Origin of the sequence: Streptomyces sp. NPDC050264, from assembly GCF_040655895.1 — a bacterium.
GTDB lineage: Bacteria > Actinomycetota > Actinomycetes > Streptomycetales > Streptomycetaceae > Streptomyces.
Window position 1 is genome coordinate 442,899 of record NZ_JBFAKV010000003.1, and the last position, 25,044, is coordinate 467,942.

General features: G+C 70.5%; 18 protein-coding genes, 1 pseudogene and 1 riboswitch. Of the genes and pseudogenes, 7 read left to right on the forward strand and 12 right to left on the reverse strand.

Annotation, left to right across the window (positions count from 1 at the left end; translation table 11 throughout):
* Positions 1-4 precede the first annotated feature (4 nt).
* A riboswitch (TPP riboswitch) is annotated at positions 5-169 on the forward strand.
* The gene (gene thiC, locus AB0J02_RS07175; protein ID WP_363192558.1) at positions 162-1,940 is read left to right on the forward strand and encodes a phosphomethylpyrimidine synthase ThiC; all 1,779 of its coding nucleotides are present in this window, start codon (positions 162-164) and stop codon (positions 1,938-1,940) included. (Overlaps the previous riboswitch by 8 nt.)
* A gap of 84 nt (positions 1,941-2,024) precedes the next feature.
* Here the strand turns inward: thiC and AB0J02_RS07180 are convergent, their stop codons facing one another.
* The 3 genes from AB0J02_RS07180 to AB0J02_RS07190 all read right to left on the reverse strand — a co-directional run bounded on the left by AB0J02_RS07180 (position 2,025) and on the right by AB0J02_RS07190 (position 5,486).
* A complete protein-coding gene (locus tag AB0J02_RS07180; RefSeq protein WP_363192559.1) occupies positions 2,025-2,903 on the reverse strand; it encodes a hypothetical protein in 879 nt (292 codons plus the stop codon).
* Positions 2,904-3,086: 183 nt separating this feature from the next.
* Positions 3,087-4,172, reverse strand: coding sequence for a metallophosphoesterase (locus tag AB0J02_RS07185; protein WP_363192560.1), 1,086 nt, complete (start codon positions 4,170-4,172; stop codon positions 3,087-3,089).
* Positions 4,173-4,373: 201 nt separating this feature from the next.
* Complete coding sequence (locus AB0J02_RS07190; RefSeq protein ID WP_363192561.1) at positions 4,374-5,486, reverse strand: LacI family DNA-binding transcriptional regulator; 1,113 nt, start codon at positions 5,484-5,486, stop codon at positions 4,374-4,376.
* A gap of 380 nt (positions 5,487-5,866) precedes the next feature.
* Between AB0J02_RS07190 and hisC the strand changes: the two genes are divergently transcribed.
* The 6 genes from hisC to AB0J02_RS07220 all read left to right on the forward strand — a co-directional run bounded on the left by hisC (position 5,867) and on the right by AB0J02_RS07220 (position 16,273).
* Positions 5,867-6,952, forward strand: coding sequence for a histidinol-phosphate transaminase (gene hisC, locus AB0J02_RS07195; protein WP_363192562.1), 1,086 nt, complete (start codon positions 5,867-5,869; stop codon positions 6,950-6,952).
* Positions 6,953-7,200: 248 nt separating this feature from the next.
* Positions 7,201-8,706: a cytochrome ubiquinol oxidase subunit I gene (locus tag AB0J02_RS07200; RefSeq protein ID WP_363192563.1), complete on the forward strand. Its 1,506-nt coding sequence runs from the start codon at positions 7,201-7,203 to the stop codon at positions 8,704-8,706.
* Between the two features lie 21 nt (positions 8,707-8,727).
* Positions 8,728-9,735, forward strand: coding sequence for a cytochrome d ubiquinol oxidase subunit II (cydB, locus tag AB0J02_RS07205; protein WP_363192564.1), 1,008 nt, complete (start codon positions 8,728-8,730; stop codon positions 9,733-9,735).
* A 52-nt stretch (positions 9,736-9,787) separates the two neighbouring features.
* Positions 9,788-13,291 (forward strand): thiol reductant ABC exporter subunit CydD, encoded by a 3,504-nt coding sequence (gene cydD, locus AB0J02_RS07210; RefSeq protein WP_363192565.1) that lies wholly within the window; start codon positions 9,788-9,790, stop codon positions 13,289-13,291.
* Positions 13,292-13,373: 82 nt separating this feature from the next.
* Positions 13,374-15,110, forward strand: coding sequence for a GAF domain-containing protein (locus tag AB0J02_RS07215; protein ID WP_363192566.1), 1,737 nt, complete (start codon positions 13,374-13,376; stop codon positions 15,108-15,110).
* Between the two features lie 122 nt (positions 15,111-15,232).
* The gene (locus AB0J02_RS07220) at positions 15,233-16,273 is read left to right on the forward strand and encodes a M23 family metallopeptidase (protein WP_363192567.1); all 1,041 of its coding nucleotides are present in this window, start codon (positions 15,233-15,235) and stop codon (positions 16,271-16,273) included.
* An 8-nt stretch (positions 16,274-16,281) separates the two neighbouring features.
* On the opposite strand, the gene AB0J02_RS07225 is transcribed toward AB0J02_RS07220, so the two are convergent.
* The 9 genes and pseudogenes from AB0J02_RS07225 to AB0J02_RS07265 all read right to left on the reverse strand — a co-directional run bounded on the left by AB0J02_RS07225 (position 16,282) and on the right by AB0J02_RS07265 (position 24,952).
* Positions 16,282-17,160 carry a Cof-type HAD-IIB family hydrolase gene (locus AB0J02_RS07225; protein WP_363192568.1) on the reverse strand — a complete coding sequence of 293 codons (879 nt, stop codon included), beginning with the start codon at positions 17,158-17,160 and terminating at the stop codon, positions 16,282-16,284.
* 107 nt (positions 17,161-17,267) lie between these two features.
* Positions 17,268-18,209: an LLM class flavin-dependent oxidoreductase gene (locus AB0J02_RS07230; protein ID WP_363192569.1), complete on the reverse strand. Its 942-nt coding sequence runs from the start codon at positions 18,207-18,209 to the stop codon at positions 17,268-17,270.
* Positions 18,210-18,319: 110 nt separating this feature from the next.
* Positions 18,320-19,162, reverse strand: a complete 843-nt coding sequence (locus tag AB0J02_RS07235; RefSeq protein ID WP_363192570.1) for a bifunctional 5,10-methylenetetrahydrofolate dehydrogenase/5,10-methenyltetrahydrofolate cyclohydrolase — start codon at positions 19,160-19,162, stop codon at positions 18,320-18,322.
* Positions 19,163-19,279: 117 nt separating this feature from the next.
* Positions 19,280-19,900: a cyclodeaminase/cyclohydrolase family protein gene (locus AB0J02_RS07240; RefSeq protein WP_363192571.1), complete on the reverse strand. Its 621-nt coding sequence runs from the start codon at positions 19,898-19,900 to the stop codon at positions 19,280-19,282.
* Between the two features lie 74 nt (positions 19,901-19,974).
* A pseudogene (locus tag AB0J02_RS07245) lies at positions 19,975-20,426 on the reverse strand (hypothetical protein).
* Positions 20,427-20,494: 68 nt separating this feature from the next.
* Positions 20,495-21,037 (reverse strand): RNA 2'-phosphotransferase, encoded by a 543-nt coding sequence (locus AB0J02_RS07250; protein WP_363192572.1) that lies wholly within the window; start codon positions 21,035-21,037, stop codon positions 20,495-20,497.
* Between the two features lie 145 nt (positions 21,038-21,182).
* Positions 21,183-22,118 carry a MerR family transcriptional regulator gene (locus tag AB0J02_RS07255; protein WP_363192573.1) on the reverse strand — a complete coding sequence of 312 codons (936 nt, stop codon included), beginning with the start codon at positions 22,116-22,118 and terminating at the stop codon, positions 21,183-21,185.
* A gap of 210 nt (positions 22,119-22,328) precedes the next feature.
* Positions 22,329-24,110: an SDR family oxidoreductase gene (locus AB0J02_RS07260; RefSeq protein ID WP_363192574.1), complete on the reverse strand. Its 1,782-nt coding sequence runs from the start codon at positions 24,108-24,110 to the stop codon at positions 22,329-22,331.
* The gene (locus tag AB0J02_RS07265; RefSeq protein WP_363192575.1) at positions 24,110-24,952 is read right to left on the reverse strand and encodes a M24 family metallopeptidase; all 843 of its coding nucleotides are present in this window, start codon (positions 24,950-24,952) and stop codon (positions 24,110-24,112) included. Before AB0J02_RS07265 ends, AB0J02_RS07260 begins: the two co-directional genes overlap by 1 nt.
* Positions 24,953-25,044: the final 92 nt, after the last annotated feature.

The following is a 25,044-nucleotide window of genomic DNA, read 5'->3' on the forward strand; positions in this document are numbered from 1 at the left end:
GCACCTTTGCAAACGCGGGAGCTCGGAGCACCGGGCTGAGAGGGCGCTGACCTTCGTCCCAGCGTGTTTCACGTGAAACAGCGTGGAGCACCGACGACGAATATCGCTGCGTCGACCGCCGAACCTGTTACCGGGTAATGCCGGCGTAGGGAGTAGGTCTCATGACCACAACGGACGCACGCACGCCTGCCTCCAGCAGCTCTGAGCCGGAGGCCGGGAAGTCCACCGGCTGGCACAAGGGGTATGTCCAGGGCTCGCGCCCCGACCTCCAGGTGCCGGTCCGCCAGGTGCACCTCACCAACGGCCAGGCCGTCACGCTGTACGACACCTCCGGCCCGTACACCGATCCGACCGTCGACACCGATGTCCGCAGGGGACTCGCGCCCCTCCGGGAGAACTGGATCATCGCCCGCGGCGACACCGAGGAGTACGCGGGCCGGCCCGCCCGCCCCGAGGACGACGGGATCAAGCACACCTCACCGCGCGGCGGACTGCGCAACCTCGACGCGGTCTTCCCGGGCCGCCCGCGCCAGCCGCGGCGCGGCAGGACCGGCGAGCCCGTGACCCAACTCGCGTACGCCAGGCGGGGGGAGATCACCCCGGAGATGGAGTACGTGGCCATCCGGGAGAACGTGGCCCCCGAGGTGGTACGCGAGGAGATCGCGGCGGGCCGCGCGGTCCTGCCCGCCAACGTGAACCACCCGGAGATCGAGCCGATGATCATCGGCAAGCGGTTCCTGGTGAAGGTGAACGCCAACATCGGCAACTCCGCGGTCACCTCGTCCATCGAGGAAGAGGTGGACAAGATGACATGGGCGACCCGCTGGGGCGCCGACACCGTCATGGACCTCTCCACCGGCCGCAACATCCACACCACGCGTGAATGGGTGCTGCGCAACTCCCCCGTGCCTATCGGTACCGTGCCGCTCTACCAGGCCCTCGAAAAGGTCGACGGCAAGGCCGAGGAGCTGACCTGGGAGATCTACAAGGACACGGTCATCGAGCAGGCCGAGCAGGGCGTCGACTACATGACGGTCCACGCCGGCGTCCGCCTCCCGTACGTCCCGCTGACCGCCGACCGCAAGACCGGCATTGTTTCGCGCGGCGGTTCGATCATGGCCGCGTGGTGTCTCGCGCACCACAAGGAGAGCTTCCTCTACGAGAACTTCGAGGAGCTGTGCTCCATCCTCGCGGCGTACGACGTCACGTACTCGCTCGGCGACGGCCTGCGCCCCGGCTCCATCGCGGACGCCAACGACGAGGCGCAGTTCGCGGAGCTCAGGACGCTCGGCGAACTCAACTCCATCGCCAAGCGGCACGGTGTGCAGACGATGATCGAGGGACCGGGCCATGTCCCGATGCACAAGATCAAGGAGAACATCGACCTTCAGCAGGAGATCTGCGAGGAGGCGCCGTTCTACACGCTCGGCCCGCTGACCACGGACATCGCCCCCGCGTACGACCACATCACGTCCGGGATCGGCGCCGCGATGATCGCCTGGTGGGGCACGGCGATGCTCTGCTACGTCACGCCCAAGGAGCACCTGGGCCTGCCCGACCGTGACGACGTGAAGACCGGTGTCATCACGTACAAGATCGCGGCCCATGCGGCGGACCTCGCCAAGGGGCATCCGGGCGCGCAGGACTGGGACGACGCGCTCTCCGACGCCCGCTTCGAGTTCCGCTGGGAGGACCAGTTCAACCTGGCTCTCGACCCGGACACGGCACGGGAGTTCCATGACGAGACGCTCCCCGCCGAACCGGCGAAGACCGCGCACTTCTGCTCGATGTGCGGCCCGAAGTTCTGCTCCATGAAGATCTCGCACGACATCCGGCGTGAGCACGGCTCGACGAAGGACGAGGTCGAGGCGGGCATGGAGCAGAAGTCGAAGGAGTTCGCCGAGGCGGGCAACCGCGTCTATCTGCCGCTCGCCGACTGACCGGCGTGCGCGCCTGACCGAGGGCTCGGGGCCCACGCGGTGCGCCCCGAGCCCTCGGTCACGGCCCCCTGCCCCGCCCGGGTGTCAGTCGGGCTGGTGCTCGGGGCCACCGAAGTCCGGGCTCGTGAAGTCCGGGCTGGAGAAGCCGGCGCGCTGTCCCGTGGCGGTACCTCCGCCGTCGGGACTGCTGAACCCCGGCCTGTTGTAGCCGAGGTGGGGCATGCGGCCGGTCGAGCCGCCGCCCCGGCCGCCGAGCGGCGCTCCGCCTCCCGGGGGGCCCGCCAGGGCGTCCCGCAGGAACGGCATGATGCCGCGCTCGAGGAGTACTTTGCCCCACGCGTCTCTGGCGCGCGCGACCTCCTCGTTGGCTTCGCCGTGGGCGCTTGCCTGGAGTGAGGTCGACCCGTTGCGCAGGGCCGTCAGGAGCAGGCACACCGCCGCGACGAGGATGCACGCCGCGGCGAGCGCGCCGAAGACCCATCCGACCGACAGCAGGGTGTCGGCGAAGTCCGGCGGTGGGTTGAGCATCTTCAGGATGAAGCCGACCAGCAGGAAGATCGCTGCCGCGGTCCCGGCGAGGACCGGGGCGAGCACGACGGCGACCGCGGCGACACCGGGCCCGGTGGTCTCCGCGACCTCGCCCACGGTGGCGGCGAAGCCCATCGAGCTGCCGCCGGAATCGGCCTGGCCGGCGCTGCCTCCTTCACGTGGCGGACGGACGGGCCGCGGGGCGTCACGCAGTTCCTCACGGACCTTGACGTAATGCTGGTACTCCGTGGCGGCCGCCGTGCTGATCAACGCGGCGGCGTTGAGCGCCATGGTGCGCAGTTGTTCGGGGTTGAGCCGCTGGCCCACTGTGGCGGGATCAGGTTGGTTCGGTGCGGTACGCAGAGCCTCATCAAGGATCCGCTCGAACTCGGGGCGGTCCTCGTTCAGCAAATGCGGAGCGCTGTTCATGTGCATCCCCCGATGCTCCGTAGGGCTTGGTGGCTCGCATGGTTACGAGCCGTCGGGCAGAAACGGAGGGGAGCCTGCTACGGATAAGCCGATGGTAGAGCGGTCACGGCAGGCGGTGACAGGGGGTTTCCGGAAATTGCCCCCGCTGCCTGTCGGATCCTCCACTTACCGCGCCTGCCCGATGAACTGTCAGATATCCATGGGGAGTTGCTGGACCAGCAGCTTTCCGGCCATGGTCACGCCGCCGTCCATCGCGAGGGCCAGTCCGCCCGCGTACACATGAGGTCCTTCGACCACGGGCCCGCTGTCCTCGCCGTCGGCGTCCTCGGTGCCGACCTCGCCCAGCAGGTACGGGATCGGGCTGTGGCCGTGCACGACGCGCGAGCCCCCGTAGGCGCCGAGGAGTTCGCGGACGGCTCCGGGGCCCGATTCCTCGTCCCGGAACGCGAAGCGCTTGGTCAGCTTGCGGAACAGGTCCCAGCACTCGTCCGCGTCGTTGCGCGTGAGGGTCTCGCGGATCGTGTCGTTGACCGCCTCGATGGAGTCGCCGTAGTCGAGGTAGGCCGTCGTGTCGGAGTGCATGAGCAGGTGGTCGTCCTCGATCTCGATCGCGTCGAGCCGGGACATCCACTGCAGATGCACGTCCTGGAGGCGGTCCATGTCGGACTTCTGGCCGCCGTTGAGCAACCAGGCCGCCTGGAAGGTGGCGGTGCCCGCCCCGGAGTTGACGGGGGTGTCGCCGAACCGCTTCGCGCCGAGCAGCAGCAGTTCGTGGTTGCCCATGAGCGCCTTGCAGTAGCCGCCCGCCGCGGCCGCCTCGGCGCTCAGCCGCATCACGAGGTCGATGACACCGATCCCGTCGGGCCCGCGGTCGGTGAAGTCGCCGAGGAACCACAGGCGCGCGTTACCCGCCGCCCAGGTGCCCTCGGTGTCGACCAGGCCCTTCGCGTGGAGCGCCGCGAGCAGCTCGCCGAGGTAGCCGTGCACGTCGCCGACGACGAACAGCGGGCCCATCTCGTCGCCGCCCGGCCGCGGCACGGCCTGAGCGGTCTCCATCTGCACCGTGTCCCCCCGGTTGATGACCGGCAGATCGCGCTCCGTCGGCGTGTAGCCGTCCGGGAAACCCGCTGGCTCGGGGGAGCCGGGAACCGGGTCGGTGGGCAGCACGTTCGCCGGTACGTCATGGACGTACGCGGGAACGCGGAAGTCACGCAGCGTCTCCGTGCGCGCTGCGGGTCCCTGACCGGCCCCCTGAGTCATCGACCCCTCCACCATTGCGCCGCCTGTGCACCGGATCGGACTGCCTGGTCGCAGCGGCCCGCGGTGTCGTGCGCCCATCATAGGAATGCGGCTCGCGCTGTGTGATGCACCAGGGGTGGTGAATCGGTGACGGGCGGCTGTTCACCACACTTTTCTCCCGAATTGGTGTGGACTTTTCCTCTCGTCCGCGACGGCGGCGGCGGGGGGTGGGGCCGGTCAGCCCTGTCCCGGGGAGCGGGGCGGGCTGACCGTGGTGCGCGGCGGGCGGCGCTGCGAGGAGGTCCGCACGATCAGTTCCGTCGGTATCACCTGCTCGACCGGCAGATCCGAATCGACCCCCTCGATGGCGTCGATGAGCAGCTGGACGACGGCTGTGCCGATGCGTCGCGGTTTGAGCGAGAGGGTGGTGACGGGCGGTTCGGTGGTGGCGTACACCGTGGACTCGCTGCAGCACACGAGCAGCAGGTCGTCCGGGACGCGCATGCCGTAGCGGCGGGCCGCGGCGAGCAGGTCCGTGCCATTGGGGTCGAACAGGCCGTAGACCGCGTCGGGGCGGTCGGGCCGGGCGAGCAGCCGGTCGGCGGCGACGGCGCCCGCGCACGGGTCGTGCGCGGGATAGGACTCGTAGACCGGTTCCTGCCCGATCCGCTCGCACCAGCGCAGGTACGCGGAGGTGGAGAGGTGGGTGTAGGTGTCCGTGGTGGTGCCGGTGAGCAGGCCGATGCGGCGCGCGCCGGCCTCGGCGAGGTGGTCGAGGATGCCGAGGACGGCGGCCTCGTGGTCGTTGTCGACCCAGGCGGTCACGGGCAGGGTGCCCGCGGGACGTCCGTCGGAGACGACGGGCAGGCCCTGGCGGACCAGCTCGCTGACGACCGGGTCGTGGTCGGAGGGGTCGATGACGACGGTGCCGTCGAGAGCGACGTTCGACCACACGTCGTGACGTGAGGTGGCGGGCAGGATGACAAGGGCGTACCCGCGGGCCAGCGCGGCGGAGGTCGCGGCTCTCGCCATCTCCGCGAAGTACGCGAACTCGGTGAAGGTGAAAGGTTCATCCCCGTATGTCGTCACTGTCAGGCCGATCAGGCCCGACTTGCCGGTACGGAGCGTGCGGGCGGCCGCGGAGGGGCGATAGCCCAACCGATCGGCGACCTCGCGGACATGGCGTCGGGTGGCGTCCGGGAGCCGGCCCTTGCCGTTGAGCGCATCGGAGACAGTTGTGATCGAGACCCCGGCGGCGGCGGCAACATCTCTGATGCCTGCCCGGCCCGGCCGGGTGCCCCTGCGGGTCGTCTCCGCCCGGCTCACCTGGTGCTTCCCTGCTGCTGTCATGGCGAGCCGATAGTAGGGCTCATGCGGCTGCATGGCGGGGGTGCATATGCACGCGTTGACAGGCACGTTTCTGCAAGGTGAAACTCCGTCAGAAGCCTTGGAAAGCAAGGGAGTTTAGGGGTGTGACGGTACTAGGTCACGCATCGGTACGCATGGGCCTGCCAAGTCGGCGATGTTGCGGATAGGTCTCAACTCACCTTCACGGGTGATGCGCGCCACGGCGCGAGCCACCGGCGCGCGCCAGGGTCTGGAGCGCTCCCCCCTCCCCGTACGCCTTCACACGCCTTCGGGAACGGCGGAGGGGACCGGGCCATTGGGGCGGGCGGCCAATCCTCTTAAGGTGAGCAGTATTGGAACGGCGGCCACATAGGAGGACTGCGGTGAGCGAGACGAACCCCAAGCTGCGTGCGGAGCTGGCGGGGATCCCCACCTACAAGCCGGGCAGGCCGGCGGCTGCGGCTGCCGGGGGCCCGGTGGCGTACAAGCTGTCCTCCAACGAGAACCCCTATCCCCCGCTGCCCGGCGTCATGGAGCGGGCGATGGCCGCGGCGGGGACCTTCAACCGCTACCCGGACATGGCCTGCACGGAGCTGATGAACGAGCTGGCGGAACGCTTCGGGGTGCCTGCCACGCATCTGGCCACGGGCACGGGCTCGGTCGGCGTCGCCCAGCAGCTGCTCCAGGCGACCAGCGGGCCGGGCGACGAGGTCATCTACGCGTGGCGGTCCTTCGAGGCGTACCCGATCATCACGCAGATCAGCGGCGCGACGTCGGTGCAGGTGCCGCTGACGCCCGACGAGGACCACGACCTCGACGCCATGGCCGACGCGATCACCGATCGCACGCGCCTCATCTTCGTGTGCAACCCCAACAACCCCACGGGCAACGCCATCCACCGGGCCGAGCTGGAGCGCTTCCTCGACCGCGTGCCCTCCGACGTGCTGGTCGTGCTCGACGAGGCGTACCGGGAGTTCATCCGCGACGCCGAGGTGCCGGACGGCGTGGAGATCTACCGGGACCGCCCGAACGTGGCGGTGCTGCGGACCTTCTCGAAGGCGTACGGGCTCGCGGGGCTGCGGGTCGGGTTCGCCATCGCGCACGAGCCGGTGGCGGCGGCGCTGCGCAAGACGGCGGTCCCCTTCGGAGTCAGCCAGCTCGCGCAGGACGCGGCGGTGGCCTCGCTGCGCGCGGAGGACGAGCTGCTCGGCCGTGTCGGCTCGTTGGTGTCCGAGCGCACCCGGGTCCTCGACGCGCTGCGGGCGCAGGGCTGGACCGTGCCCGGGACGCAGGCCAACTTCGTGTGGCTGCGCCTGGGCGAGCGGACCATGGATTTCGCGGCCGCGTGTGAGCAGGCCGGGGTCGTCGTACGGCCGTTCGCCGGTGAGGGGATGCGGGCCACGATCGGTGAGACCGAGGCCAACGACATCTTCCTGCAGGCGGCGGAGGCGTTCCGCAAGGAGCTCTGAGCTCCCCGGTTCACCGAGCAGACTGCACAGGCTCGCGAGGCGGCGTTCGTTCGTCGCTTCGCGAGCCTCACGCGTTTCTGTGGCGTTGCTCGCAGTAGGGGGACCCCCCTTCGGATCCCGACTGTCAGTACGACATAATGCTTGTGAATGTGAACGCGTTCACAAGCGCGTCCCAGTTCCTCCCATGATCGGTGGGATTAACGGGGCAAACTGCCGCTGTGACCACGGCGACGTAAGGAGATGACGCAGTGGACCTGGCTCTGGCGCCGGAGACTCTGGCGCGATGGCAGTTCGGCATCACCACCGTCTACCACTTCCTCTTCATCCCCCTGACGATCTCCCTCGCGGCGCTGACCGCCGGGCTGCAGACCGCCTGGGTGCGCACGGGGAAGGAGAAGTACCTCAGGGCCACCAAGTTCTGGGGGAAGCTCTTCCTGATCAACATCGCGATGGGTGTCGTCACCGGCATCGTGCAGGAGTTCCAGTTCGGCATGAACTGGTCCGACTACTCCCGATTCGTCGGTGACATCTTCGGGGCGCCGCTGGCCTTCGAGGCGCTGATCGCGTTCTTCTTCGAGTCCACCTTCATCGGCCTGTGGATCTTCGGCTGGGACAAGCTGCCGAAGAAGATCCACCTGGCCTGCATCTGGATGGTGTCGATCGGCACGATCCTCTCCGCGTACTTCATCCTCGCGGCCAACTCCTGGATGCAGCACCCGGTCGGCTTCAAGTACAACAAGGCCACCGGCAGGGCCGAGCTCACCGACTTCTGGCAGGTGCTGACGCAGAACACGGCGCTCACCCAGGCGTTCCACACGCTGTCCGCCTCGTTCCTCACCGGCGGCGCGTTCATGGTCGGCATCGCGGGCTTCCACCTGGCGCGCAAGAAGCACATCACGACGATGAAGACCTCGCTGCGGCTCGGGCTGATCACCGTCGTCATCGCCGGCCTGCTCACCGCGATCAGCGGCGACCAGCTCGGCAAGGTGATGTTCAAGCAGCAGCCGATGAAGATGGCCGCCGCCGAGGCACTGTGGGACGGCCAGGACTCGGCGCCGTTCTCGATCTTCGCCTACGGAGACGTGAGCAAGGGGCACAACTCCGTCGAGCTCTCCATCCCCGGGATACTGTCCTTCCTCGCCGACGACAACTTCACCTCGCACATCCCCGGCATCAACGACACCAACAAGGCCGAGCAGGAGAAGTACGGACCCGGCGACTACCGGCCGATCATTCCCGTCACGTTCTGGGCCTTCCGCTGGATGATCGGCTTCGGGATGGCGTCCTTCGCCATCGGCCTGGTCGGACTCTGGCTCACCCGCAAGAAGTTCATGCTGCCGCAACACCTGCGGACGGGTGAGGACGAAGCACCGAACCTGGTGCTCTTCAAGAAGAAGGCACTCAGCCCCAAGTTCACGAAGCTCTACTGGATCGTCGCCCTGTGGACCATCGGGTTCCCGCTGATCGCCAACTCCTGGGGCTGGATCTTCACCGAGATGGGCCGGCAGCCGTGGGTCGTCTACGGCGTCCTGCAGACCCGGGACGCGGTCTCCCCCAGCGTCTCGCAGGGCGAGGTCCTCGCCTCGCTGATCGTCTTCACCCTGCTGTACGCGGTGCTCGCCGTCATCGAGGTCAAACTCCTGGTCAAGTACATCAAAGCCGGCCCGCCCGAGCTCACCGACGACGATCTCAACCCGCCCACCAAGATCGGCGGCGACCGTGACGCCGACAAGCCGATGGCCTTCTCCTACTAGGACCGAGGGAGCGCTTCAGTCATGGAACTGCACGACGTCTGGTTCGTACTCATCGCGGTCCTGTGGATCGGCTACTTCTTCCTGGAGGGCTTCGACTTCGGGATCGGCATCCTCACCAAGCTGCTGGCCCGGGACCGCACCGAGCGGCGCGTTCTGATCAACACGATCGGTCCCGTCTGGGACGGCAACGAGGTGTGGCTGCTCACGGCCGGCGGAGCGACCTTCGCGGCCTTCCCCGAGTGGTACGCGACGCTCTTCTCCGGTTTCTATCTGCCGTTGCTGATCATCCTGGTCTGCCTCATCGTGCGCGGTGTCGCCTTCGAGTACCGCTCGAAGCGGCCTGAGCAGAAATGGCAGACCAACTGGGAGCACGCGATCTTCTGGACCTCGCTGATCCCGGCGGTGCTGTGGGGCGTGGCCTTCGGCAACATCGTGCGCGGCGTGAAGATCGACAAGAACTTCGAGTACGTCGGCACCTTCTGGGACCTGTTCAACCCGTACGCGATCCTGGGCGGACTGGTCACCCTGACGCTGTTCACCTTCCACGGCGCGGTGTTCGCGTCGCTGAAGACGCTCGGCGACATCCGGGTGCGGGCGCGGAAGACGGCACTGGGACTCGGTCTGGTGACCGCGGTGCTGGCCCTCGTGTTCCTGGCCTGGACCCAGGCCTCCAAGGGCGACAGCGGCTCGCTCGTCGCGATGATCGTGGCCGTGGTCGCGCTCGTCGGAGCGATCGTCGCCATCAAGGTGGGGCGTGAGGGCTGGTCGTTCGCACTGTCCGGCATCACCATCGCGGCGGCCGTCGCGATGCTCTTCCTGACGCTGTTCCCGAACGTCATGCCGTCGTCGCTCAACCCGGACTGGAACCTCACGGTCTCCAACGCCTCGTCGAGCCCGTACACCCTGAAGATCATGACGTGGCTCGCGGCGATCGCGACACCGCTCGTGCTGCTCTACCAGTCGTGGACCTACTGGGTGTTCCGCAAGCGGATCGGCACGAAGCACATCGCCGCCGACGCCACGCACTGAACCTGACCTTCATGCCTACGTACCTACGCGCCTACGTGAGGGTGTGTTTCACGTGAAACCGATCGACCAGCGCCTGCTCCGGTACGCCCGGGCCACCCGCCTCTTCCTGCTCGCGGTGGTCGTCCTCGGCGCCGCCGGGGCGGGACTGGTCGTGGCCCAGGCCATGCTCATCGCCGAGGTCGTGGTGGGCGCCTTCCAGCACGGCTTCGACGTGGGGCGGCTTACCAGCCCGCTGCTGCTGTTGGTGATGGTCGCGGCCGGGCGCGCCCTGGTGTCCTGGCTCACCGAACTGGCCGCGCACCGGGCGAGCGCGGCGGTCAAGTCGGAGCTGCGCGGGCGGCTGCTGGAGCGGGCGTCGCAGCTCGGTCCTGGGTGGCTGAGCGGGCAGCGCACCGGTTCGCTGGTCGCGCTCGCGACGCGCGGGGTGGACGCGCTCGACGACTACTTCTCGCGTTATCTGCCGCAGTTGGGGCTCGCGGTGGTGGTTCCGGTGGCGGTGCTCGCCCGCGTCGTCACCGAGGACTGGGTGTCGGCGGCGATCATCGTCGGCACGCTGCCCCTCATCCCGGTCTTCATGATGCTCATCGGCTGGGCCACCCAGTCCCGGATGGACCGTCAGTGGCGGTTGCTGTCCCGGCTGTCGGGTCACTTCCTGGACGTGGTCGCCGGTCTGCCCACCCTGAAGGTGTTCGGCCGCGCCAAGGCGCAGGCCGAGTCCATCCGCACCATCACCGGCGACTACCGCAGGGCGACGATGCGGACCCTGCGGATCGCCTTCCTGTCGTCCTTCGCGCTGGAGCTGCTCGCGACCCTGTCGGTCGCTCTGGTCGCCGTCACCATCGGCATGCGGCTCGTGCACGGCTCCATGGACCTCTACGTGGGCCTGGTGATCCTGGTGCTCGCGCCCGAGGCGTATCTGCCGCTGCGGCAGGTCGGGGCGCAGTTCCACGCGGCGGCCGAGGGGCTCGCCGCCGCGGAGGAGATCTTCGACGTCCTGGAGACACCGCTGCCCGAGTCCGGTACGCGAGCTGTCCCTTCGGTCGGTGCCATCGGGTTTGAATCTGTTTCTGTCCGCTATGAAGGGCGGGTCGAGGAGGCCGTCTGCGATGTCTCCTTCGAAGTCGCCGACGGCGAGACGGTCGCTCTTGTAGGGCCGAGCGGTGCGGGCAAGTCGACGTTGCTGAGCGCCCTGTTGGGGTTCGTACGTCCCTGTAGTGGCCGGGTTCTCGTCGGTGGCGCCGACCTCGCCGAGATCTCGCGGGAGGCGTGGCACGCGCGCGTGGCGTGGGTTCCGCAGCGGCCGCAGCTGTATGCAGGGTCGATCGCGGACAACGTGCGGCTCGCCCGGCCCGACGCCGACGACGCGGCGGTGCTGACGGCGCTGCGGGAGGCCGGGGCACTGGAGTTCGTCGAGGCGCTGCCCGGCGGTGTGCGTACCGAGCTGGGCGAGGACGGGGCGGGGCTCTCGGCCGGGCAGCGGCAGCGTCTCGCGCTGGCCCGGGCGTTCCTCGCGGACCGGCCCGTCGTCCTGCTCGACGAGCCGACGGCCGCGCTGGACGGCGAGACCGAGGCGGGCATCGTCGAGGCGGTGCGCAGGCTGGCGGTGGGGCGGACCGTGGTGCTGGTCGTGCACCGTCCGGCGCTGCTGGCCGTGGCCGACCGGGTGGTCCGGCTGGAGGCACCCGGTGCGGACCGGCTGCCGCGGCAGCGTGCCGCCACGTCGCCGGGCCTGCCCGGACCGGAGCCGGCCGGCACCGCCGTCGCGGCCGCGGAGGCGCAGGACGCGCCCGCGGACCGGCGTCACGTCCTCACCCGCCTCCGTGCAGCGGCGCGCCCGCGCCGCTCGCGGCTCGCTCTCGCGCTGCTGCTGGGGGCGCTCGCGCTCGGCAGCTCGGTGGGTCTGATGGGGACCAGCGGGTGGCTGATCTCGCGGGCCGCCCAGCAGCCGCCGGTGCTGTACCTGATGGTCGCGGTGACGGCCACGCGCGCGTTCGGCATCGGCCGGGCCTGCTTCCGGTACGCGGAGCGGCTCGTGTCGCACGATGCCGTGCTGCGGATGCTGGCCGACACCCGGGTCGCCGTCTACCGGCGCCTGGAGCGGCTCGCGCCCGCCGGGCTGCGCACGACGCGCCGCGGCGACCTGCTCTCCCGGCTCGTCGCCGACGTGGACGCCCTCCAGGACTACTGGCTGCGCTGGCTGCTGCCCGCGTCGGTGGCGGCACTGGTAGGCGTGGGGTCCGTGGCGTTCACCGCGTGGCTGCTGCCCGCGGCCGGTGCCGTGCTCGCCGCGGGGCTGCTCCTCGCCGGGGTCGGTGTGCCCCTGCTGTCCGGGGCGGTGGCCCGCAGGGCGGAAGGGAAACTGGCTCCCGCGCGCGGGGTGCTCGCGACCCGCGTGGCCGAACTGCTCACCGGGACCGCCGAACTGACCGTCGCCGGCGCGCTTCCCCGGCGAACGAAGGAGGCGAAGGACGCCGACTCCGCGCTGACCCGGATCGCGTCGCGCGCGGCCACCGCGACCGCGCTCGGCGACGGACTCACCGCGCTGATCACCGGCCTGACCGTGGCGGGTGCCGCGCTCGTCGGCGTGCAGGGCGTCCGCGCCGGACAGCTCGACGGGGTGGCGATGGCGGTCGTCGTCCTGACACCGCTCGCCGCGTTCGAGGCGGTGCTCGGGCTGCCGCTCGCCGTGCAGTACCGCCAGCGCGTCCACAAGAGCGCCGAGCGCGTCTACGAGGTCCTGGACGCCCCCGAACCCGTACGCGAGCCCGAGCGGCCCGCACCGGCGCCGCAGGACCCCTTCCCGCTCGTCGTGAGGGGCCTCACCGCCCGGTACGAGGGCCAGGCGCGGGACGCGCTCGCCGGGGTCGACCTGACGCTGGAACGCGGCCGCAGGATCGCCGTCGTCGGGCCCTCCGGGTCGGGCAAGACCACGCTCGCCCAAGTGCTGCTGCGCTTCCTCGACGCGGACGCCGGGACGTACACGCTCGGCGGAACCGACGCGGACGCCCTCGACGGCGACGACGTTCGGCGTCTGGTCGGGCTGTGCGCCCAGGACGCGCACCTCTTCGACAGCAGCGTCCGCGAGAACCTGCTGCTCGCCAAGAAGGACGCCACCGAGGACGAACTGCGGGCCGCACTCGGTCGCGTACGCCTCCTGGAGTGGGCGGACGCGCTGCCCGACGGGCTCGACACCCTGGTGGGCGAGCACGCCGCGCGGCTGTCCGGCGGGCAGCGGCAGCGGCTCGCGCTGGCCCGCGCCCTCCTCGCCGACTTCCCCGTCCTGGTCCTGGACGAGCCCGCCGAGCACCTCGACCTGGAGACGGCGGACGCGCTCACCGCGGACCTGCTGGACGCGACCCAGGGCCGCACGACGGTGCTCATCACGCACCGGATCGCCGGTCTGGACGCCGTCGACGAGGTCCTCGTGCTGGACGGCGGGCGGGTCGCCCAGCGCGGCTCCTACGCGGAGCTGGCCGCTGTCGACGGGCCGCTGCGGGAGCTGCGGGAACGGGAGAGCGCGGCGGAGCTGCTGGCAGGCGCGGGCGGGCGCCGGTGACCGCGGATGGCGGCGCCCGCGGCCGCGCGGCACCGGCAACCCCGACTTTCCTCACTAAATGGGACTAACTAGTCTCTGGGGCATGGCAGCACCCATCGAGCCGGCGGCTCCGACCCCGGGCGAGCCCACCGCGAACTCCACGGAGGCGGCGACCCAGGCCACCCACAGCCTCCACGGGCTGTCGACGGAGCTGACCGCGCGGGTGCCGCAGCTCCTGGAAGCGATGCGCTCCGTGGGCACAGGACCGGAGCTGCACTCCACGCTCGACCGCATCTGCGAGACCGCCGCCGAGCTGGCGGACGCCACGTACGCGGCGATCGGAGTCATCGCCGAGGACGGCGCCGGGCTCTCGGACTTCGTCTACTACGGCATCGACGACGAGACGGCGCAGCGCATCGGACGGCTGCCCGACGGGCACAAGGGGCTGCTCGGCGCGCTCATCCACGACCCCGAACCGATGCGCCTGGCGAACCTCGCGGACGATCCGCGCTCGTGCGGATTCCCCGCGCACCACCCGCCGATGCGGACGTTTCTCGGTGTCCCCATCCGCGTACAGGGGGAGATCTTCGGAAACCTCTACCTCACGGAGAAGCGCGGGGGCGGCGAGTTCAACGACTACGACCTGAACATGGTCCGGGTGCTTGCCACGGAGGCGGGCATCGCGATCGGCAACGCGCGCCTCTACGAAGCGGCCAAACAGCGTGAGCGATGGATCGACGGGTCTGTTGCCGTGACCACCGCGCTGCTGTCGGGCGGCGACGCCGACGACGCGCTGCAGGTGGTCGCCGAACAGGCCCGCCACCTCTCGGAGTCGGCGGCCGGCATAGTGCTGCTGCCGGACGAGGAGGGCGGTATGGAGATCGTCGCCGTCGCCTCGGACGGACCTTCCAGCGCACTCGGCGTGATCGTTCCGCCGGAGAGCGAGATCATCTCCGAACTCCTCGCAGGGGAAGCCGTGTTCATCGACGACACGGCAACCGACCCGCGTGTGATGACCGACCTCGCTCGGGACTACGGCCCGGCCATGCTGTTGCCCCTGCAGAGCGACGGACGCGTACTGGGGACGTTGGTGACGCCCCGCGCGCGTGGGGGGCGGCCTTTCACGGAAGGGGAGCGCACCCTCGCCACGCAGTTCGCCTCGCAGGCGGCGCTCGCGCTGATGATGGCCGAGGCGCAGCGCGACCGGGAGCGGCTCGCCGTCTTCGAGGACCGCGACCGCATCGCACGCGACCTGCACGACCTCGTGATCCAGCGGCTGTTCGCCACCGGGATGATGCTGGAGACTGCCCAGCGCCGGTCCGTGGTGCCCGAGGTGCAGACCGGTATCGGCAAGTCCGTCGACGAGCTGGACGTCACGATCCAGGAGATCCGAACGGCCATCTTCGCGCTTCAACAGGCGCCGACGGAGGCGCCGTCGGGGCTGCGCACGCGCGTGCTGCGCGAGATCAACATGGCCGCTGTGCCGCTCGGCTTCAAGCCCTCTTACCGCTTCCTCGGGCCGGTCGACACCGTGGTCGGCGAACTCACCGGCAAGAACCTCATCGCGGCCCTGCGGGAAGCCCTGTCGAACGCGTTCCGGCACGCGGGGGCCTCGCGGATCGACGTCGTCGTGGACACGACCGTATCTCTGCCGGACGGACCGCAGGGCGTGCGCCTGACGGTCGCCGACGACGGCGTGGGCATCCCCGAGGGCGGGCGGCGCAGCGGCCTGCGGAACCTCAAGAGGCGGGCCGAGTCGCTCGGCGGCGACAGCTGGTACGGGCCAGGCCTGGGGGACGACGGGGGTGGCACGACGGTGATCTGGCAGGCGCCCTACTGAGCGGGCGGCGCCGGGGCCGTACCTGATTCGGCGGTACGTTTCTGCGCCGTACGGGGCAAGCGTTCCCCCGGCCGTACGAGTCCCGCGAGAGGCCTGCCGCGCGGCGGGCAACGATCCGAGGCATGCGCCCACGACCTCGCCGCTCCCTAGTCGTCCCGGCGCTGCTGTGCGCACTCGTCGCTCTCGGCGGCCCGCCCACGCTCTCCCGGGGCGCCGATGGTCCCGAGGCGAGCGCCGAAGTGGCGCGCCTCTTTGAGGAGGCGTCGGCGGCGACCCAGCGCTACGAAGCGGGGCGCAAGGCCGTCGGGGTACAGAAGGCGAAGGCACGCAAGATGGAGCGGCTGCTCGCCCGGGAGCGGCGTGCGATCGCCGTGCTGCACAACGACCTCGGCCGCATCGCCCGCGCGCAGTACCGCAGCGGCGGCGACATTCCGCTCACGGCGCAGATGCTCCTCTCCGACAAGCCCGAAGAGCTGATGCACGGTCAACGTGCCGTCTGGCAGGCCGACCTGGCGCTCAACAACGCCGTGGGCAAGAGCCGCCGTGCCGAGAAGAAGCTCGCGGACGGGCAGCGCGAAGCGACCGCCCAATGGCACTCCCTGCAAGAGCGCAACGTTCAACTCGCGCATCTGAAGAAGAGCATCGCGAGCAAGCTCGAACAGGCGCAGTGGGAGCTGCAGGGCGAGGCCGACCGGTCGGTGACGGCCGGGCAGTGCCGTGGTGCCGTACGCCTCGAACAGCCGAAGTTCCGTGCCACGCGCGCGTGGGTGCCTCCTGTGGGGAAGTACGCGCTGTCCGCGGGCTTCGACAGTGCGGGCGAGCGCTGGGCGCACCGGCACACCGGGCAGGACTTCGCGGTCGACATCGGCACGCCCGTGCGGGCGGCCGGCGCGGGACGTGTGGTGAGCGTGTCCTGCGGCGGCGCCTTCGGCATCGAGGTCGTCGTGCGGCACCCGGGCGGCTATTACACGCAGTACGCGCACCTCGCGGCCGTCACCGTCGACCAGGGCGACAAGGTGCGGACGGGGCAGTGGCTCGGGCAGTCGGGGACCACGGGCAACTCGACGGGGCCGCATCTGCATTTCGAGGTGCGGCTCACGCCGTATCTGGGGTCCGGGGTGGACCCGGTGAAATGGTTCGCCGAGCGGGGCGTGCGGCTGTAGTTCTCAGCTCAGCGGGCGGCCAGGATGTCCTCGATGACGCGAGCCACGCCGTCCTCGTTGTTGGTCGCCGTGACACCGGTCGCCGCGGCCAGCAGGCCGGGGTGCGCGTTTCCCATCGCATAGGAAGTGCCCGCCCAGGTGAGCATCTCCATGTCGTTGGGCATGTCTCCGAAGGCGACCACTTCGGCGGGGGAGATGCCGCGCTCCGCACAGCACAGTTCGAGCGTGCTCGCCTTGGAGACGTTCCGGCCGCTGATCTCCAGGAGGGCGCTCGGGCTGGAGCGCGTGATGGCGGCCAGGTCACCGACCGCGGTGCGGGCGAGAGCCAGGAACTCGTCGGGGCCGAGCGCCGGGTGGAACGCGAGCACCTTCAGGACCGGCTGGTCCGCCACGGCGGGTCCCTGCCAGTCGGCGGTGAGCAGCTTCTCGGCGGACGCGACACTCTCGCCGGGGTCGAGGTGCAGCGGCGGGTACGTCGGCTCGTGGTGCAGGCCGCCGGTGCGCTCGACCGCGAACGACGTGCCGGGGGCCGCTTCGCGCAGGACCCGGACGACGTCGAGCGCGTCCGGGACCGGCAGTTCGCGGATCTTGACGAAGCGGTGGTTGCCGGGGCCGCCGTGCAGGTCCACGACGGCGGCGCCGTTGCCGCAGATCGCCAGGCCGTGCCCGTGCACATGGTCGCTGACGACGTCCATCCAGCGGGCCGGGCGGCCCGTCACGAAGAAGACCTCGATGCCGGCCTCCTCGGCGGCGGCCAGTGCGGCGACCGTCCGGGGGGAAACGGTCTTGTCGTCGTGCAGCAGCGTGCCGTCGAGGTCCGTGGCGATCAGCCGGGGCGCGGGGGCGGAGGGGGCCGGGGTCCGGGGCCCAGGAGTCGGTGGGGTCACCGCACCATGGTCGCGCACCGGGGCGCACGGGCGTGCGGCGGGGCGCGCAGATGAGTGCGCTACTGGCGCATGCGCCCCGCCCGGCCCGTGCCGTTGCACTCGGTGATTCAGCCAAGCTGGGCGAGGGCCTCGGTCGCGATCGTCTCGAAGACCTTCTGGTCGGCCGCGAAGGCGGTGTCGGGGATCGGCCAGTGCACGACGAGCTCGGTGAAGCCCAGCTCCCGGTGGGCGCCCGCGAAGTCCACGAACGCGTCGACGGACTCCAGAGGACGACCGCGTTCCGGGGTGAATCCCGTGAGCAGGACCTTGTCGAGCTCGGCCACGTCGCGGCCGATGGCATCGCATGCGGCGGCCAGTTTCCCGACCTGACCGCGAATGGCTTGAATCGATTCCTCCGGGGTCCCCTCCTCGTACAGCTTCGGGTCGCCGGTGGTCACCCAGGCCTGCCCGTGGCGGGCGGCCAGCTTGAGGCCGCGGGGCCCGGTCGCGGCCACCGCGAAGGGCAACCGGGGCCGCTGCACACAGCCCGGGATGTTCTGGGCGCCGCCCGCCGAGTAGAAGGTGCCGTCGTACGAGACCGTGTCCTCGGTGAGCAACCGGTCGAGCAGAGGGACGAACTCGGCGAAACGGTCGGCCCGTTCGCGCGGCGTCCACGCTTCCTCGTCGCTACGCGCGAGGGCGCTCGCGTCGAAGCCGGTGCCGCCCGCGCCGATGCCGAGAGTGATCCGGCCGCCCGAGATGTCGTCGAGCGAGATCAGTTCCTTGGCGAGGGTCACCGGGTGCCGGAAGTTCGGCGAGGTTACGAGGGTCCCCAGGCGCAGTCGCTCCGTGACGCCCGCGGCGGCGGTCAGCGTCGGGACCGCGCCGAACCACGGGCCGTCGCGGAACGGCACGCGCCAGGACAGGTGGTCGTACGTGTACGCGGTGTGGAAGCCCAGTTCCTCGGCGCGCAGCCAGGTGTCCCGAGCGCCCTCGTGCCAGCGGCGGTGGGGCAGGATCACGGTGCTCAGGCGGAGCGGGGTCTGGGACGCGGGAGCCTTGTCGGTCATGCCTGTGAGCGTATGTGGACGCCTCAGCCTCTGCTCGGGGTGGTGCGGAGGCGGGCCGTGGCGGGACAGGGGGACGGGCCGGGGAGGCCGACGGGCGGGCGGTCACGGGGTCAGGAGGCGTCCGCCGCCAGGGTCGTGTGCCGCAGCAGCAACGCCGTCGTGACCGGACCGACTCCGCCGGGAACCGGCGTGAGGGCCCCGGCCGTTGACATGACGGACGGATCGACATCGCCGACCAGGCCGCCGTCGTCCGTCGGGTTGGTACCCACGTCGATGACGGTCGCACCGGGGCGGACGTGCGCGGGGGTGATCAGCCCGGGGCGGCCCACCGCTGCGACGAGCACGTCGGCGGTGGAGGTGATCGCGGCCAGGTCCGCGGTGCGCGAGTGGCAGACGGTGACCGTGGCATGGCGGTCGAGGAGGAGGTGGGCGGCGGGTTTCCCGACGACGGTGGAGCGGCCGACGACCGCGACGTGCCGACCGTGCAGGGCGACCCCGTGATGGTCGAGCAGGGCGACCACGGCCTCGGCCGTGGCCGGGGCGAAGGCCGGCAGTCCGGACGCCAGGCGGCCCAGCGAGAGCGGGTTGGCGCCGTCCACGTCCTTGGCCGGGGCGATGGCGGAGGCCAGATCCTCCAGGTGCGTGCCCTTAGGCAGCGGGGTCTGCAGGATGATCCCGTGCACATCCGGATCGGCGCTCAGTTCGGTGAGGCGGGCGCGGATGTCCTCGGCAGGGGCGTCGTCGCCCAGGTCGGTGATGGTGCAGCGCAGCCCTGCCTTCTCCGCCGCGCGGGCGATGGAGCGGACGTACCAGGCACTGGATCCGTCGGAGGTGGCGGTGACGACGGTGAGGTGGGGGTGGGTACCGCGGGCGGTCAGGTCGGCGGCGTGGGCCGCGGTCGCCTGGCGGAGCGCACCGGCGAGTTCCTTGCCGTGGAGGAGAGTGGCGGTCACTTGAGGGCTCCTGGAAGGACGTGGGTTCGGAGGGGAGTCTCAACGGGCGGAGGAGTCACCCGGTGCCGGGTGCCGGGTGCGGGTGGGGAGGGTCTCAGCCGGTACCGACTGAGGGTCTCAACCGGCGATCTGCCGCCGGACGTCCGACGTCACCCGCTCGGCGCGGGACGCGACCGCGTCCACGTCCGCGATCGCCGCGCGCAGGGCGTCCCGCTTCGACTCGTCCTTGATCCCGGCCAGGTTGACCTCGACATTTACGCGCGCCGTGGCGATGGCGGCCCGAGCGGCCTCGGCTGCCGCGGCGATGTCCGTGATGACGTTGCGGTTGCTCATCGGCAGGATTTCCTCGGCCAGTTCGACCAGGCGCGTGGTGAGTGCGGCGACGCGGGCGGGCACGTCGGCGGCGCCTTCCAGCGCGGTGGCGATGGCGGCGGACCGCTTCTCCTTCTCCGCGTCCGAGGAGCGCGGCAGCTTGTACGCGTCGGTGACGGCGGTGAACGCCTCCGCGTCGTCCTGCGCCGACCGCAGGGCGGCGGCCCGCAGCCGGTCCGTCTCGGCGGTGATGCGGGCGATCGGCTCGGCGTGCGCGGCGTACTTCTCGCCGGTGCTGTAGCGCGCCACCATGCCGAGGAGCGCGGCGGCCTGGGCGGCGTGCAGTGCGGCGCTCGCGCCCCCGCCGGGCGCTGGTTCTCGGGCGGCCAGGCTGGTCAGGAAAGCGTCGATGGTCACGTCGCGCATGGGCGCGGGCCTTTCGATCGGCGTCGGCGAGTGCCGCCATCCTTGCACCGCGGCACGGGAGTTGACGCCCCGAATCAGCGGACGCGGCCGCTCAACCACGGCGTGAGGCCGATCATCGACAGGCGTTCCTTGTACGTGCGGTCGCCCGGCAGCGGTACGACGAGGCGGTAGCCGGGCGGGAACCGCTTGCCCTGCACATGGGCGAGACCGCTGTAGCAGGAGCGCAGGAACGCGGGCACCTCGTCGCGCGGTACGTCGTGGAACGCGATGCCCTCGACCGTGATGAGCGCGTCGTCCTCGGGGAAGAGCCGCACGTCGATCCGCGGGGAGCCGCCCAGTTCCACATGGCCTCGTGGGGCAGCGAGCCGTCGGGGTCGGTGGTCGTGCCGATACCGGCGGTGGTGCGGCGAGAGGTCCGGTCGGCGCCGATGTCGTGCGTGACCTCGATGTCCACGTTGAACTCGCGGGCTATGCCATGCAGCGCGGCGACGGCTGCCTCGGTCGTGGGCAGGTGCAGAGGATCCATACCGGCCGATCATGCCGCAGGGCGCCTCGCCCCGGTCGGTCTCGGCGTCTCAGCGTCGGTGTCGCGTCTCAGCCGGGAAAGCGCAGGTAGCGCGGGGGAACGGCGGCGGTGAGCCAGACGCCGTTGGCGCTCACATGGAACGTATGGCCGTCGCGGTGCATCGCTCCCGCGTCGACCGACAGTACGAGAGGCCGGCCGCGTCGGGCGCCGACCCGGGTGGCGGTCTCGCGGTCCGCCGACAGGTGCACGTCGTGCCGGGCCATGGGCCGAAGGCCCTCGGCCCGGATCGCGTCGAGGAAGCGGGCGACCGTGCCGTGGTAGAGGTACGCCGGCGGCCGCACCGGTTCCAGGCCCAGATCGACCCCGACCGTGTGGCCCTGGTTGGCGCGGATACGGGTGCCCTCGACGGTGAAGCGCCGCTTGTCGTTCTCCGCGACCGCTTGGTCCAGCTCGGCCCGGCTGACACGGAAGCCGTGCGCGGCGGCCGCGGCGAGCAGCTCGTCGATCTCGGCCCAGCCCGCCTCGTCGAGCATCAGGCCGATGCGGTCCGGTTGATGTCGCAGATGCTTCGAGAGGTACTTCGACACCTTGACGGCGCGTTGCTCATTCATGGCGACAGGGTGCCCGGGGCGGTGTCCGTCGTGCACGCAGATTTCTTCTGCGAGAACGCTCTCGAAGGTTTGATCCACAGCCAAGTGGTGTTATCCACAGGCTACTTGGGGATTCTGTGGACAACTCCCGGGCGATACAACCCTTTTAGTCAACAGACGGTTGTTTGTTGCGGTTTGAGCTTAGTGTGTCCAATGTCCGGGCTTGCACCTCACGTTCGGCGGCAGCGGCGACGAACGCCGAGACGTTGTCCGGGCCAACCAGGCTGCGAACAGAGCGCATTGTGTCCGCCGGTATGGCGACGGATTGCGGCTCGTTCAACGGAGCTGCCGCCGGACCGTCCGCCAGGTGACGGTGGAGGTGCTTGGTGGCGAACAGGCGCATGGCGCGGGCCAGTTCCGCATCAACCGACTGCTGCGCGAGAGGACGCAGGCGACGTACGAGCGAGGCTGCCTCGGCGGCTTCCGTGTCGGTTGGCGGGTACGGGCCGAGATAGCGCGCGAACACGTGCTCGGTCGTGAACTCCAGGAAACGAGCGGCTATATGTTCGATCTGGCCCCTCAACTCCCTTAGGTGACCCGAGATCGCGGACAGCGGTACGCCCGCCGCGTGCAACTCCACTGCCACCGCGAGCTCTTGAGGGCTCGGGACGAGGAACTCGTCGTCCTTCCCGGGGACCCGCTCGAGTACGCCGAGCTCGATCGCGTCCTGGACGGCGTTCTCGTCGGGATGGCCGCCGAACCGTTCGTCCAGCTCCTCCCGCGTGATGCGGCCGGCCCGCTCGTCCGTCCAGGGCCCGTCCACCTCGGCGACCAGGCCGAGGACACCGCCGAGGCCCCGGCCCGCGTCCCAGGCCTCCAGCAGCTCCTTGATGGACGCCAGGGTGTAGCCGCGGTCGAGCAGGTCGGCGATCTGGCGCAACCGGGACAGATGCGTGACCGTGTACACGTTGGCCCGGCCGCGGCGCTCGGGCCGCGGCAACAGCCCGCGGTCCTGATAGGCACGGATCGTGCGGACCGTGGCACCGCTGTGGTGGGCCAGGTCCTCGATCCGGTACTCGGCGACCGACTGCTGCTCCGTCACACCCCACACCCCTTGGCCGTACCTGGTCGTCCCTGCGGAGTACTCGGCCCGCCCGCCGCGGCCCCGGCCGTGTGCCGGGTCGCCGTAACTCGGCGGCCTTGCACGGCGAGCCCTCCTGCGAGGGATGGTACGACCGTCGCAGTCAGCGGGGTATGGCCGTGCCCGGCTCCCATCAGGTGGGGCCTCCGCTCCCCCGCGGACACGGTATGCTCACAACGGCGGCTCCATCCGGGCGATCGCGCGCAGGGCCTTGGGCGTGAAGCGGGACATCAGGCGGGCGCCGCGGGCCTCGGGGGTGACCGGGACGACCGCCTTGTTGTGCGCGACGGCGCCCAGGATCGCGTCGGCCACCTTCTCCGGCGGATAGTTGCGCAGGCCGTACAGGCGCGAGGACTTCTTCTGGCGGCGCTTCTCCTCGTCGGCATCGACCCCGGCGAACCGGGCCGTCGCCGTGATGTTCGTGTTGACCAGGCCGGGGCAGATCGCGGAGACCCCGATGCCCTGACCGGCCAGCTCGGCGCGCAGGCACTCGCTGAGCATGAGAACCGCGGCCTTGGAAGTGGAGTAGGCGGGGAGCACCTTCGAGGGCTGGTACGCGGCCGCGGACGCGGTGTTGACGATGTGGCCGCCCTGCCCGCGCTCGGCCATCTGCTTGCCGAACAGGCGGCATCCGTGGATGACACCCCACAGGTTCACGTCGAGGACCTTCTTCCAGTCCTCCGGAGTCGTGTCGAAGAAGGAGCCCGACAGGCCTATCCCCGCGTTGTTCACCAGGACGTCGACGATGCCGTACTCGGCGGCGACCTTCTCGGCGAGCTTCTCCATGGCCTGCTCGTCGGTGACGTCGACGGTCTCCGCCCACGCCTCGGGCGCCCCGACGAGCTGCGCCATCTCGGCCGTGCGGGCCGCGCTCTCGGCGTCCCTGTCGACGGCGACCACGCGCGCGCCGGCCTCGGCGAACGCGAACGCGGTGGCGCGTCCGATGCCGCTGCCCGCGCCGGTGACCAGGACGAGCTGACCGCCGAACCGGTCCGCGTACTTGCCGTCGGCCGTCGTGCGCGGTGCGGGCACGCCCGCCTCCTGTTCCTCGTGCGCCGTGACGAACTCGCCGATCCAGGCGGCTAGTTGATCGGGCCGGGTGCGGGGCACCCAGTGCTTGGCGGGCAGTGTCCGGCGGGTCGACTGCGGCGCCCACTGCTCGAGCTGGTCGTAGAGCCGGGGGGAGAGGAAGGCGTCCCCGAGAGGCGTGATGAGCTGCACGGGCGCGTGCGCGTACGCGTCGTCGCGCGGTCGGCGCAGCCTCGCCCGCACGTTGTCCCGGTACAGCCAGGCTCCGTGCGCCGCGTCCGAGGGGAGCGACGCGGTCGGGTAGTCGCCCGACGGGACCTTCTCCACGCGCTCCAGGATCTTGGGCCAGCGTTTGCCGAGGGGCCCGCGCCAGGCCAGCTCCGGAAGGACCGGCGTGTGCAGCATGTAGACGTACCAGGACTTGGCGCCCTGCCCGAGAAGCTGCCCCACCTTGCGCGGCGTGGGCCGCTTCATACGGTGCTTGATCCAGTGCCCGAAGTGGTCGAGCGAGGGGCCCGACATCGAGGTGAACGACGCGATGCGGCCCTCGGTGCGCCGGACCGTGACGAACTCCCACGACTGCACCGAACCCCAGTCGTGGCCCACCAGGTGGACGGGCCTGTCCGGGCTCACGGCGTCGATGACCGCCACGAAGTCGTCGGTCAGCTTCTCCAGGGTGAAGCCGCCGCGCAGCGGGGCCGGCGCCGTGGAGCGGCCGTGCCCGCGGACGTCGTAGAGCACGACGTGGAAGCGGTCCGCGAGGCGCGTCGCCACCTCCGACCAGACCTCCTTGGAGTCCGGATAACCGTGTACGAGTACGACGGTCGGCCGCGCCGCGTCGCCCAGTTCGACGACGCACAGCTCGATCCCGCCTGTGCGCACCCGGCGCTCGCGCGCGCCATGGAGCTTCGTGAGGTCCGTCATCAGATGCCTTCCGCCCAGCGCCGCACGTGCGGCAGATCGTCGTCCAGCCAGAACGCGCTCTCTTCGGGGTCCTCGGAGTCGGTGACGACGAGGATCTCCTCGAATTTGGCGCCCGTACCGCGGAATCCGAGGTGCGGCTCCACCGCCCACAGACCGGGCTGCGGGGGATGGTCGGAGAACCGGTACGGCGACCACAGGGGCGACCAGCCGTCCCGGTGCCCGTGCAGCGCGTCGCTCGCGAGGCCCTTCAGCGACTGCGTGCCGAAGCCGAAGAGGGTGGGGTTGCGCCGCCGCTCCTTGACCCGGTCGACCTTGTGCGCGATGACGCCGAAGGGATAGGCGCGATGCCGGTTCGCGTAGCCCTGGCGGACCATCAGCCGGTCGACGTCCTCGTAGATCTCCCGCAGCGATCGGCGCTCGCGCACCTCGCGCAGGAGCAGCTCGCGGTGTGCCTCCAGGTCCGAAAGCAGCTTGTTGTGCAGGGGGTTGAGGCCCAGGCAGCCGGAGTACCCGATGTCCGCCGTGCAGCCCTTGTGAACGGGCGCCATGTCGAGGATGAACGGCATCCCCGCTTCGAGCTCGCGGTTCGTGGGGAAGAACTGCAGCGGTACACGGAAGTTCGCGAACGCCGTGCGGTCCCCGAACCAGGCGAACGGCAGATGGAACCAGTCCCGCACGCCGCGCTCGCGCAGCCACTCCCGCTGCATCCGCGCCGCTTCCCGCTCCGTCACCCCGGGCTTCAGCTGCGCCGCCACCGCTTCCGCGCACTCGTACGCGAGTTTCTGGACTTCTCTGAACCCCCGCAGCTCCGCGGAGAGTTCCCGTACCACTGCTAGGGCCATGCCACCGTCCGTCCGGGTCGCGGCCGCCCGTGACCGGGCCGTCGCCGTACGCGCTCGTAACTTGACACTGATGAATGTGACAATGCCTGGCG